The following is a 12,144-nucleotide window of genomic DNA, read 5'->3' on the forward strand; positions in this document are numbered from 1 at the left end:
CCCCTCACTCATTTCAAGCGCAGATATCGTGGCCCCAAGCCCAACGCGCTTGGGGCCCTGACGTTCAGATCTATTGCCTGTTCGGGTCGCTCGGCCGCCAGGGCTGGCCCTGTTCCGGGCCGGTGGGCGGCGGCGGGTTGAATCCCTGCGGGCTGCGCGGGGGGCTGCTGTACCCCTGCGGGCCGGGAGGCGGGCCGTAGCCTTGACCGCCTCCAGCCGGAGGAGGACCGCCGTACTGCTGCTGCATCGCGGGCGGCTGTTGGTACCCGCCTTGGACCGGCCCGCCGTTCGGGTTGAACGCCCCGGGTTGCTGCGTCGCGGCGGCGCTCTTGCGTCCGCGACCGCGAAGCACGAGCCAGACCGCGATCGCCGCGCCGATCAGGACCACCGCTGCAGCGACGACGATGATGGTCGAGAGATTCGATTCCTTGTTCGCCTCTGCCCCACCGGTTGCCGGTCCAACGGTTTCGCCTGCGGCGCCGGTCTCAGCGGGTTCTTCGGTTTCGGCGTCGTCCGGGGCGGCGCCGCTGGCGCCGGCCTCGCCCATCGGATAGCCGAGCGGGTTCTCCGAGACCTCTTCGATCCCTTCAGCGTGGACGGCCTGATCAGCGTTCACCAGGCCATAGCCGGTGTCTTCGCTCTTGTTGCCGCTGCCGTCTCCGGCTGTTTGAATGATGCGCTGGATGACGTTGCTCGCATCGAGTTCAGGATGCGCGGCCCAAGTCAATGCCGCGACTCCGCCGACCACCCCCGATCCCATCGAGGTGCCACCAACCACATCTGCGTAAAGTTCGGTCGTTCCCAACGTGGGGTCCTGCGGTACTGGTGCAGTCATCTGATCGGCAGGCCCTGCGACTACAACTTCCGGCCCGGTTGTCGTGTTCTCGAACCAGATATCGCCGCTACGATTCGTGCCAGTTACCGCAACTACCCCTGGAATCTTTGCGGGATAACTCACGCCTTGATTGGGGTCATTGCCAGCGGAGGCAACGATGATCGCACCCTTGTCAATGACATACTGAAGCGTCTCAAGGTACTGACCAGTGAAAACGGAGTCAGCGGCCTGAATTCCCCACGGAATAACAAGAACATCAGCTCCATTGTCAACGGCCCAGCGGAAGGCTTCGAAGGACTTCTCCCCCAGAGCTCCACCGAAGTCAGTTGCGCCGGAATCCATGCGGACCGGCATGATGGTCGCTTCGGGCGCAGTAAGTAGTACACCAGCAGCCACAGCCGAACCGTGTCCATCCGTGTCGTTGCGCCCATCGGCCTCGTCGGAAAACCCTGTATAGCCGGGCAGGATGTCCTTGTCATCGAAGAACGGGTGGTCACTGATGCCGGTGTCCATGACGGCGACGGTGATGCCCTTGCCTTTGGTGGTCTCCCATGCCGCGGGAGCCTGGACCTGTTCGGGGACCCAGGCGTTGTCGGCCGCGTAGGTGTCGTCCTGCGCCAGTGCGGCACTCGGGGTCGCGGCGATGACGGCTGCTGTTGCGGCGGCGGCGAGGCCGGCACCGAAGACGGCTCGGCGGCTTGAGCTGCGTTGCGCTGGCCGGGGTTGCGGAGGGATTGGCGTGAGAGGTGTGGCCATAGGGTGAGACCCCTTCCGTATGCCGGTCGTTACAGCGCGGTCCGCTCTGTCCCACAAGATACCGGACCAAACCCAGGCCCGTGAGTCCGGTTGATCTGGGATTCTGTCGGACCTTTCTGGGATGCTCGAGGGCATGGAGATGGCTATGCAACTCACGATCGACTGCTCCGACCCGCAGCGGATGGTGGCCTTCTGGGCCGAGGCCCTGGGCTACGCGCCCGAGCCGCCGCCGGAGGGGCACGACACCTGGCGCGCCTACTGGACGGCCATAGGAGTGCCCGCGGAAGAGCTGCCTCCCGGCGCCGGGGACATTCCGGAGTCGATCGTCGACCCGGCGGGGCACGGCCCCAGGGTGTGGTTCCAGCAAGTGCCTGAACCGAAGGTCGCCAAGAACCGGTGGCACTTCGACCTGAAGGTGGGCGGGGGCCGTGACGTCCCGTTGGACGTCCGGAAAGAGCGTGTCGACGCGACGGTGAAGCGGCTGATCGCCGCCGGCGCCACGGTCTCGCGGATCAACGATGAGCCGGACATGGGGCACTATGCCGCGGCCATGCAGGATCCCGAGGGGAACGAGTTCGACGTCGTCTGATTCGCCGGCTCAGCGTCGGTTCAAACGGTTTGAAGCCGCCCCAGCACGGCCGCTGCCGACGGCGTCAGCGGTTCGGGCAGATCGGCCAGGTCGTACCAGGCCACCGACGAGATCTCCGTCGGGTCCTGCACTGCGGGCACGCCCTCGATCCTCTCCGCCGCAAAGGAATGCGCGCGGTAGTGCTCGCCGGTCGGGTACACGAGCTCGTCCACGGCCAGCCGCTCCCCCACGGTCACCGCTAGCCCCGTCTCCTCCAGCGCCTCGCGAACCGCCGCCTGGGCCGGAGTTTCGCCCGGATCGACCACTCCCCCGGGAAGACCGAAGAACTTGAACCCGTAGACCTGCCGAACCAGCAGCACCCGGCCGGCCTCATCCCTGACGATCACCACAGCGGTATCCCACATGGGGATGATTCAACACCCCGATGGTCAGTCGCGGCAGGTGATGCCGTTGATGGTGTCGCGGGTCGGGTTTCCCTGGGGCAGTATGCATTCGGTGGGTTCGGTGGCGCGCTCGACGCAGGGGCTGGTGGCGTGGAGGGCGGGGGTGGCCGTCTCGGTGTACTCGAGGGCGAGGGCGTGGAGGCCGGTGGCGGTGGGGTAGGTGCCGTCGGCGGTGGGGAAGGCGTGTTCGGCGGTGACGCGGCGGATGCCGTCGAGGGTCTCGCCGTCGTAGGTGAGCGTGAAGTCGCCTTGGCTCCAGGCGGCGGCGATCGCGGCGGCGGCATCGGCGGCGCCGGCGCGGAGTTCGTAGGCGAGTTCGTAGCGGTAAGTCGGCAGGCCTGCGGGGGTGTAGTAGTCGCAGGTGACGACGTCGAGGGTGCGGGCGGTGAAGCCGGCGAAGTCCGCGATGGCGTCGGTGGTGTCCGCGACGGCCCGTTCGAGGGCGGCCCAGGTGCCGGGTTCGGCGTACTCGCCGCTGGGGACGAGGGGCGCGGCGGCGGTCTGGGTCCATTGGCGCACTTCGGTTCCCATGGTGAAGGCGCAGGCGAGGGCGAGGCACCAGACGGCCGCTTCGAGGACGAAGAGGCGGCGGCGGGGTGCGGGGGTCACGCCGAGCCAGGTGCGGGCCTTGCGGGTGGCGGCGATCCAGAGTCCGGCGATGAGGAGGGGGCCGACGGTGACGAGGTGGCGCACGCCGACGCTCGTGGAGCCGTCGCTCATGGCATCCCCCAAGGGCATCGCGCCGGGGGTCAGGAGGAGCACGGTCTGCGCGACGGCGAGGGTGGCGGCGGCCGCGAGGTAGAAGCGGGCGCCGGTGCCGCCGCGGGCGAGGCGGATCGCGGCGATGACGTTGACCGGGGCGGCGGGCGCGAGGATGAGGAGGTAGGCGAGGCCGCGTTCGGTGAGGCCGTTGTCGATGCCGGGCCAGGCGTAGGCCTGCACGCCCTGCCAGGCCCAGAGCCAGGTCGCGATGAGGGAGGCGGTGGCGGCGAGAAGGAGGATTCGCAGGACCTGGACGCTCGCGGGGGGCCGCGGCCGGGTGTGCCGGTCCGCCGTCCCGGCCGTACCACTGAGCACAGTGGGTGCGGCGGGTCCGGGTCGGGTGAGCAGCGGTTTCATGCGGGGCCTTGGTGTCAGAGGCGCGAGCGGGGTTCGCGTCCTTTCTGACAGTAATACGCCGCAGGGCCGCCGACCGGTTGCGGTCGGCGGCCCTGCGATCTGCGTCAAACGCGTCAGGCGGTGCCGTTCGGCGGGAGCAGCGTCGTCTGGATGAGCTGTTCACCGTCCTTGCGGCGCACCAGGGTGCCGCGGCCCGGCGGCTGCGGGCTCGGGCGGAGCTTGCCGAAGATCGCGCCCTCCTCCTTGCGGCCGCTCATGAGCAGGCCGGGCGATTCGAGCTGCTTGATCTGACCCACGATCGGGTCCATCATCGCGCGGGACGCGCCGGAGGCGCGGCGGGCGACGATGACGTGGAAGCCGATGTCGCGGCCCTGCGGGATGAGCTCGGCGATGGCGGTCATCGGGTTCACCCGCTGGGCCACCATCTCGTAGTCGTCCACGATCAGGTACAGGTCCGGGCCCGTCCACCAGGACCGGTCGCGGAGCTGCGCCGGGGAGACGTCGTCTCCGGGGAGCCGCCGCTCGATCGGGCCCTTGAGGTTCTTGATCGAGTTCTCGAACTGCTTGCCCGACATGGCGTAGTCCAGCAGCGTCGGCTTCGAGATCTCCTCGAGCATGCCGCGCCGGTAGTCCGCCATGATGACCTTGGCCTCCTTGGGCGAGTACGTCGCCTGGATCTGCCGGGCGATGTGCCGCAGGAGGTTGGTCTTGCCGGACTCCGAGTCGCCGAACACGAGCAGGTGCGGCTCGGTCTGGAAGTCGAGGTACACCGGCTTGAGCCCGGCCTCGTTGAGGCCGATCGGGATGCCCGGCTTCGTGCGGTCGACCGCCTGGAGGAAGTCGGCCACATGGAGCTGGCGCGGCAGCAGCCGCACCGGCGGGCAGGGCGCGAAGCGCCACGCCTGCTTGACCTTCTTGACGAAGTCCTCGACGCCGGGCTGCAGGTCGTCGCCGTCGCGGATCCCGTCGATGCGGGGCACGCCGGAGAGGAAGTGCAGCTTCTGGAGCGAGAGGCCGCGGCCGGGGCGGTTCTTCGGCACGTTCGCCGCCGCCTTGCGGTCGATCTCGGACTCCATGTTGTCCGAGAGCTTCAGCTCCAGCTTGAGGCCGAACATGTCGCGCATGTTCATGCGGATGTCGCCCCAGCGGGTGCAGGTGACCATGACGTGCACGCCGTAGGCCAGACCCCGGTTACCGATGGCGCGGACCTGGTCGACGAACGACTCGAAGTCCTCGCGCAGGGTCATCCAGTTGTCGATGACGAGGAAGATGTCCCCGTACGGGTCCTCCTGGAAGCGCCCGTCGGCCTTCATGCGCCGGTAGGAGTTCATGCCGTCGATCTTGTTGTCCGTGAAGAACTTCTCACGGTCGTCGAGGATCGAGGTGACCTCCTGGATCGTGCGGCGCACGCCCTCTTCCTCCTGGCGGCCGAAGACGCCCGCGACGTGCGGGAGGTCCTCGATGCCGCGCAGGGTGCCGCCACCGAAGTCGAGGCAGAAGAACTGCACTTCGCGCGGCGTGTGCAGGAGCGCGAGCGAGCCGATGAGCCCGCGGAGCATCGTCGACTTGCCCGACTGGGCCCCGCCGGCGATGGCCACGGTGCCCTGGGCACCGGAGAGGTCGACCACGAACGGGCTGCGGCGCTGCTCGAACGGGCGGTCCTCCTCGCCGAGCACGGCGTGCAGCTTCCCGTTGAGCGAGAAGCCCTTCGGGGACAGGCCGCGCACCGGATCGGCTTCGAGCGGGGGCAGCAGCTGGTCGAGCGTCGGCGGCTCGAGGAGCGGCGGGAGCCACACCTCGTGGGCCGGGCGGCCCATGCCGAGGCAGTTGTTGACCATGACCTCGAGTTCGGAGAGCTTCTCGTTCTCGTCGTCGGCCTCGGTCGCCTCCAGCACCTCCTCGGGCTCCTCCTCGACCTCGGGCTCCGGGGGGAGCTCGACGAAGCCGGGCAGGAAGCGCTGCACCTTGTGCTGCACGGCCGCGATGCGCTCGGCGCGCGAGGCGACGCGTTTCGGAGGCTTGTAGGGGCCACCGACGTAGGCGGCCCGGAAGCGCACCAGGTCCTGCGTGCCGACCTGGAGGTACCCGTGGCCGGGCGCCTGCGGCAGCTCGTAGGCCGCGCCCGAGCCGATCACGGTACGGGACTCCTGCGCCGAGAAGGTGCGGAGCGCGACGCGGTACGACAGGAACGTGTCGAGGCCCTTGAGCTTGCCCTCCTCGAGTCGCTGCGACGCGAGGAGCATGTGCACGCCGATGGAGCGGCCGATGCGGCCGATCTGGAGGAACAGGTTGATGAACTCGGGCTTCGCGACCAGCATCTCGGAGAACTCGTCCGCGATGATGAGCAGCGTCGGCATGGGGTCCATCGGCTGCCCGGCCTTGCGGGCCTTCTCGTACTCCCAGCGGTTCGTGAAGTTGCCGGCGGCGCGCAGCACCTCCTGGCGGCGCACGAGCTCGCCTTCGAGCGCGTCGGCCATGCGGTCGACCAGCTCGATCTCGTCGGCGAGGTTCGTGATGACCGCGGAGACGTGCGGCAGGTCGTCCAGGGCGGCGAAGGTCGCGCCGCCCTTGAAGTCGACGAGGATGAAGTTGAGCTCTTCGGATGAGTGCGTGGCGATCAGGGAGCCGATGATGGTGCGGAGCACCTCGGACTTACCCGAACCGGTCGCGCCGATGAGCAGGCCGTGCGGGCCCATGCCGCCGACCGCGGACTCCTTGAAGTCGATGTCGACGATGCCGCCGTCCGGGCCGGGCCCGATCGGGACCTTCAGGTAGTCCTTGACCGGCTTCTCGCGCCAGTGCACGGCCGGGTCGAGCGCTGCGGCGTCGTTGAAGCCGAGCATCTCGGGCAGCGACGACGGGTTCGCCAGCGGCGACTGGTCCTCGTCCCCCGACTCGGTCTTGCCGGCCGCGCCCTTGAGGGTGAGCCGCCAGGGCGCGAGCGAGCGGGCCACGCCCTCGGCCTGGTTGTACGACATGCGGTCGGGCTTGCCGAGCACGCGGCGCCGGCCGGCCTGGTCGGTGTAGATCTCCTCGACCGTGACGTCGTAGAGCTTGATCTGCGGTCCGGGCTTGCGGGGCAGGTACCCGGAGAAGTCGAAGACGGTGACCCCGCCCATGCCGTCCGCGGCGATGATGCCGGTCGGGTCGACCTCGCCGCCGTCGAGGATGACGACCAGATGGGGCTGGCCCTCCCCCGCGGTGGCGCCGGGCGACCAGGCGCCGCGGCCGGAGAGCTGCTCGCGCAGCGAGTTCTCGAGCTGCGTGGTCGTGTTGTAGAACATGCGGACCGGGCCGGCCCCGTCCTCGGCGGACGGGTGCTGCAGGTGCGGCAGCCACTTCATCCAGTGCCACTCGGGCATCCGCTCGTTGTCCGCGACCACGGCGATGATGAAGTCGTCGGGAGAGTGGAGCACCGCGCCCTGGACCAGCTGCGCGCGGATGTTGTCGACGACGAGCGCCCGGTCGCCGCGCAGGACCACGCGGGCGGCTTCGGTGTACTTCATCGACCGGGGGATGTCGATGACGTTGGAGTGCGCGGCCACGAAGCGGCGCAGCGCCATCGAGGTCATCGGCTCCAGGTCCTCGACCGGCTTGGTCTCCGGCGGGACCAGCTTCATCGTCATGCGCTGCTTGCCGACGCCCACGCGGATGTCCAGCGCGTCGTCGTCCTTCGCGCGGCGCTCCCACATGCGGCGCGAGCCGACGAGCGACCACAGGGCCTTCGGGTCGGGGTGGCGCCACCGGGCCGCGCGCCACTGCCGCTCGGCGCCCTTGCGGGCGCGGCGGCGCACCTGGTTGAGGTAGCGCATGTAGTCGCGGCGGTCGGCGTTGAACTCGGCCTTCTTCTGGGCGCGGTTGCCGCCCATGCTCGTCGCCATCATGCCGACCATGGAGATGCCCATCATGGCGCCCATGGCGATGCGCAGCGTGTTGTTGCCGCCGCCGGCGCCGCCGGTGGTCCGGCTCATCATCATCATGGCCATGGCCGCGGCCCCCGCGAGCATCGGCAGGATCATCAGATACTGCGTGATGTTCTTGGGCTGCGGGTCGGGCATGTCCGGCGGCGACTCCAGGAGGATGTCACCGCGCGGTGCCTGCGGCCCGCGCTTGCGCGGAGGCCTGCGGAAGAGTTTGGTCGTCACAGAGGGTCCTTGTGCTCACCGGGGGATGCGCCTACCACGGGGACGCTTGCTGGCCGTAACTTAGCGCTGTCGTATAAAAGATGTAAGTGCGCTCTGTCGAGTATCGCACCTAACAGGTTAGAAGGGTATCGCCACTCAGCCGGTACACCCGCCGTTGCATGAGGCATTTATCCTTGAACGGTCCCCCGATCACCGACCCGACCCGGAGGTTCGCACGGTGAGCACCAAGTCGGCCACTCTTTCAAGGGTGACGATCGTCAGTCCTCGCACCAGGATCGACCTCGCACTGCCTTCAGACGTCCCCCTTTCCGACCTGCTGCCGACGATCCTGCACCAAGCCGGCGAGTACTACATCGACGAAGCCGGCGACAACGGCGGCTGGATCCTCGCCCGCCTCGGCGAGGAGGCCATCGACACCGGCCACTCGTGCTCCCAGCTCGGGATCAACGACGGCGAGATGCTGTACCTCAACCCCGCCGACGCCGCCAAGCCCGAGGTGGTCTTCGACGACATCATCGACGCGATCGCCACGGCGACCGAGCAGCGCGGCAACCGCTGGGACTACCTGGCGACCAAGCGCTTCAGCGTCGGCATCGGCACCGCGGCGCTGGCCGTGGGCGCCGTCGCGCTCCTGCTGACCCTGCACCTCGCCTCCGCGATCGTCGCGCTCTCCGTCGCGCTGGTCCTGGTCGGCGCCTCGGCGCTCCTCTCGCGCGCGGTCGGCGACTCGCGCGCCGCCACGTACTTCGGCATCACCGCCGTGATCTACGGCGGGGTGGGCGGCCTGCTCATCGCCGATACGGACCACACGGGGCTGTTCGACCTCAGCGGACAGCACGTCATCATCTCGGCCGCGGCGATCCTGCTGTTCAGCGTCTTGGCAATGGTCGCCGTGGGGGACATGGCATCAGCGCCGGTGTTCATCGTGACGATCCTCAGCGCGGTGGTGCTGGGAGTCTCGACGGCGCTGATGATCGTCCTGGACGGCACGGCCGCCACGGCCGCCGCCATCGCGGCGCCGCTGTCGCTGTCGATCCTGCCTTTCGCCCCGTCGCTGTCCCTGACCATGGCGATGGTGCCGACCCCGCAGCTGCCCACGACCACCGAGGAGCTGAAGGAGGGCGACGCCGAAGCGATCGACGGCAAGCGGATCCTCAAGCTCTCCGAGCACGCGGGCAACTACCTCGAAGCGCTCTACTCGTTCTCGGCCGTGGTCGGCCTCATCGCCTCGATCGCGCTCGCGTTCTCGGGCAAGATCCCGGGGCTCGTCCTCGCCACGATCCTGTCGCTCGTGCTGCTCAGCCGGTCCCGCACGGTCGAGGACCGCACGGCCCGCATCGTGATGCTCGCCGGCGGCATGGGCGGCCTGGCCGCGACCCTCGCCGCCATCTTCGTCGCGAGCGAGGACAACATCCTGGTGCGGCTCACCGTGATCCTCGGCGCGCTCACGCTGCTGACGCTCATCGCGATGGTCTACGGCCTCGCCGTGGCGGGCAAGAAGATCGCCCCCACCTGGGGCCGCGCGCTCGACATCATCGAGGCGCTGCTCATCGTGTCGATCCTGCCGTTCGTCGGCTGGGTCTGCGACCTGTACACGATCGCCCTGTCGCTGCGCGGCTAGTCCCCACCCCCTGACCTCGACTCCGAGAGAGGCGAATCCGAATGGCCCAGATGCGCTCCCGCCGCGAACAGGTGGAGGCCCACAAGTTCATCACCTCGCGCATGAACCAGGCGCTGGTGCTGGCCAACCCCGACTCGATCGAGCGGCCTCTGCGTCGCATCGGCCTCTCGATCTTCGTGTCGACGATGGTGCTGGCGCTGGTGTTCGGCGGGTTCGCGATCGCGACCCTGTTCGGCAAGGGCAACGCGGAGCCGGTCGTGGGCAACATCATCACGATCAAGGGCACCAACTCCGTCTACGTGTACATCACGAAGGACGGCAAGGACCCCGACCCGGAGAAGAACCCGGCCCGGCTCTGGCAGGTCACCAACTACACGTCGGCGCTGCTGCTGGCGAAGCCCGGTTCCTCCGGCATGCCCGAGGTCCAGAACCTCAAGGCGTCCTCGCTGAAGGGCGTGCAGCGCGGCAGCTTCACGATCGGCATCCAGGGGATTCCGTCCCAGCCGCCGGACAAGTCGGAACTGCTGAAGGACGACGTCAACTGGAACACCTGCTCGACGTCGCGGGTCGAAGGCGGCACGGCCGAGTTCCAGTTGACGCAGCTCGTGGTCGAGGACCTGCCCGATCCGACCGCCTGGCTCGGGGACGACAAGTGGCTCTTGGCGCAGACCTCCCCGAAGAAGGTCGACGGAGTCGAGACGCCGACCAAGTACTTCCTGCTGTGGAACGGCGGCAAGTACTCGATCGGCGATGAGGACACGGCGGAGGGTCTTATCGGCAATCTCGGCCTGCAGGCCTCCGACGCGGTGATGCTCAACGAGAGCATGCTCAGCACGATCCCCTCGGTCGCGCCCATCGAGCCCGAAATGAGGACGAAGTTCGGCGATCCTTCGACCGTGCCCACCTCGGACGGCGGCACCGTCACCTACGGGGCGCCGGTGAGGGCCGCGGGTGACCAGTACGTGCTCCTGAACGACAACGGCGTCGACGCCTTCGCGCCGATCAACGACACCATGTTCAAGCTGCTCCAGTCCTTGGTCGCCAGCGAGCAGGAAGTCGAGCCGACCACCGTGTCGCAGATCGGCAACCAGGCGTCCTACGAGCCCAAGAACTACCCGGCAGAGGACCTGAGCGACAGCCTGTGGACCACCGATGCGCGCCGCCCGGCGGTGTGCGCGGTGTACGACCCGCAGGCGCAGTCCAACAACGACACGAGCATCCAGATCGCGATGTACGAAGAGGCTCCTTCCACGCTCACCGAGAACGCGAAGTCCGTTGAGGTCGACGACGACGGCAACATCTTCTCGACCATCAAGAACCTCCAGGCGCAGACGGTGCTCCCGCCTGGCACGGCGGCACTGATCGACAAGCGGACCGACGAGGGCGCGACGATCTCCGGGTTCACGTTCATGGTCAGCGACCAGGGCATCGCGCACGGCATCGTCGACGACGGGCCGACGGACACGACCCAGAACGCGCTCGGCTACGGCGGTGTCGATCCGGTCTCGATCCCGAACACGATGGTCTCGCTGATTCCCACGGGCGCGGAGCTGGACCCGTACGAGGCGCGGAAGCAGATGCAGTCCAACATCGAGGAAGTGCCGGTCTACGAGACGGAGCCCGCTGAGGGCGAGGGCGGCTGACACCCGCTCCAGCTTGAGGACGACGCCGGGACCTGGACGGTTCCGGCGTCGTTCGTTCTCCGGCCAGATCGGAGGTCCTTCGTTGTGGTGCGTGCGTGTTAACCTGGCGCGACCCACTCCCGACAACCCGAGGACTCGTCATGGCCTACCCGCCCCAGCAGCCGGGGTTCGACCCGAACCAGCAACCGTCCCAGCCCGGCTATGGTCAGCAGCCGGGGTACGGGCAGCAGCCTCCGCAGCAACCGGGTTACGGTGTGCCGCAACAGCCCGGATTCGGGCAGCCGCAGCAGCCGGGCTACGGCCAGACCCCGCCGCCCGGGTACGGCCAGCAGCCCGGGTACGGGCAGCAGCCCCCGCAGCAGCCCGGTTACGGCGCCCAGCCCGGGTACGGGCAGTCCCTGCCGCCGGCTCCGAAGAAGTCGAAGACCGGCCTCTTCGTCGGCGTCGGCGCCGGTGTCCTGGTCCTGATCGTCGCGATCGTCTTCCTCGTCGCCAACCCCTTCGGCGGCAGCGCCCCCTCGAAGTCCGACACCCCCGAGGACGTCGCGAACAAGATGCTCCCGCTCATGGGCGAGATGTTCGAGGCCGCGTTCGCCTCCGACTCGGACGCGGTCGCCGCGGTCATCGAGGACTTCAAGCCGTTCATGTGCGAGGACATGCGGGCCGAGATGGACTCCACCGCTTCGGAGCTCGACATGAGCGCCGCGGCCGAGGAGATGGGCCTCTCGGATCTCCCTGAGGTCGACATCGACGTCGATTTCTCGTATGAGGTCACGGGGTCGAACGTGGACGGCGACACCGCCACCGTCGACTACACCGTCAGCTACAACATGCCTGCGCCGGAGATGAGCGAGGACGGCATGTCGGTCACCGGCTGGACCACCGAGCGCACCGAGGACCAGGCGGACACCATGGACTTCGTCAAGGAAGACGGCGTCTGGGTCGCCTGCGGCGAGATCTGATCCTGAACTGAACCAGGGCCCCACCGGAAAC

Annotated in this window: 8 protein-coding genes; 4 read left to right on the forward strand and 4 right to left on the reverse strand. The window is 68.4% G+C overall.

The features are described 5' to 3' along the window. Positions 1-70: 70 nt before the first annotated feature. Entirely contained in the window at positions 71-1,591 is a 1,521-nt protein-coding gene (locus tag O2L01_RS10385; protein WP_270121860.1) for a S8 family serine peptidase, read from the reverse strand. A 133-nt stretch (positions 1,592-1,724) separates the two neighbouring features. On the opposite strand from O2L01_RS10385, the gene O2L01_RS10390 reads away from it, so the two are divergent. Then, positions 1,725-2,180: a VOC family protein gene (locus tag O2L01_RS10390; RefSeq protein ID WP_344469338.1), complete on the forward strand. Its 456-nt coding sequence runs from the start codon at positions 1,725-1,727 to the stop codon at positions 2,178-2,180. Positions 2,181-2,200: 20 nt separating this feature from the next. On the opposite strand, the gene O2L01_RS10395 is transcribed toward O2L01_RS10390, so the two are convergent. The 3 genes from O2L01_RS10395 to eccCa all read right to left on the reverse strand — a co-directional run bounded on the left by O2L01_RS10395 (position 2,201) and on the right by eccCa (position 7,887). Next, positions 2,201-2,584: an NUDIX hydrolase gene (locus tag O2L01_RS10395; protein ID WP_270121862.1), complete on the reverse strand. Its 384-nt coding sequence runs from the start codon at positions 2,582-2,584 to the stop codon at positions 2,201-2,203. Positions 2,585-2,608: 24 nt separating this feature from the next. Beyond that, positions 2,609-3,742 (reverse strand): hypothetical protein, encoded by a 1,134-nt coding sequence (locus O2L01_RS10400; protein ID WP_270121863.1) that lies wholly within the window; start codon positions 3,740-3,742, stop codon positions 2,609-2,611. A gap of 113 nt (positions 3,743-3,855) precedes the next feature. Next, positions 3,856-7,887, reverse strand: a complete 4,032-nt coding sequence (gene eccCa / locus O2L01_RS10405; RefSeq protein ID WP_270121864.1) for a type VII secretion protein EccCa — start codon at positions 7,885-7,887, stop codon at positions 3,856-3,858. A 217-nt stretch (positions 7,888-8,104) separates the two neighbouring features. Here eccCa and eccD point away from each other — a divergent pair, with 217 nt between their 5' ends. The 3 genes from eccD (at position 8,105) to O2L01_RS10420 (ending at position 12,113) form a co-directional block, all read left to right on the forward strand. After that, entirely contained in the window at positions 8,105-9,508 is a 1,404-nt protein-coding gene (eccD, locus tag O2L01_RS10410; protein ID WP_270121865.1) for a type VII secretion integral membrane protein EccD, read from the forward strand. 41 nt (positions 9,509-9,549) lie between these two features. Then, entirely contained in the window at positions 9,550-11,151 is a 1,602-nt protein-coding gene (gene eccB, locus O2L01_RS10415) for a type VII secretion protein EccB (protein WP_270121866.1), read from the forward strand. A 140-nt stretch (positions 11,152-11,291) separates the two neighbouring features. Continuing rightward, on the forward strand, positions 11,292-12,113 hold the full coding sequence (locus O2L01_RS10420) for a hypothetical protein (protein WP_270121867.1): 822 nt from the start codon (positions 11,292-11,294) through the stop codon (positions 12,111-12,113). The last annotated feature ends 31 nt before the right edge of the window (positions 12,114-12,144 follow it).

The sequence above is a fragment of the Glycomyces lechevalierae genome (assembly GCF_027622945.1).
Classification (GTDB): Bacteria; Actinomycetota; Actinomycetes; order Mycobacteriales; family Micromonosporaceae; genus Glycomyces; species Glycomyces rutgersensis.

Bases quoted from the DNA above. Each gene is read 5' to 3' on its own strand.
- O2L01_RS10385 (WP_270121860.1), bottom strand. From the start codon at position 1,591: ATGGCCACACCTCTCACGCCAATCCCTCCGCAACCCCGGCCAGCGCAA.
- O2L01_RS10390 (WP_344469338.1), top strand. From the start codon at position 1,725: ATGGAGATGGCTATGCAACTCACGATCGACTGCTCCGACCCGCAGCGG.
- O2L01_RS10395 (WP_270121862.1), bottom strand. From the start codon at position 2,584: ATGTGGGATACCGCTGTGGTGATCGTCAGGGATGAGGCCGGCCGGGTG.
- O2L01_RS10400 (WP_270121863.1), bottom strand. From the start codon at position 3,742: ATGAAACCGCTGCTCACCCGACCCGGACCCGCCGCACCCACTGTGCTC.
- eccB (WP_270121866.1), top strand. From the start codon at position 9,550: ATGGCCCAGATGCGCTCCCGCCGCGAACAGGTGGAGGCCCACAAGTTC.
- O2L01_RS10420 (WP_270121867.1), top strand. From the start codon at position 11,292: ATGGCCTACCCGCCCCAGCAGCCGGGGTTCGACCCGAACCAGCAACCG.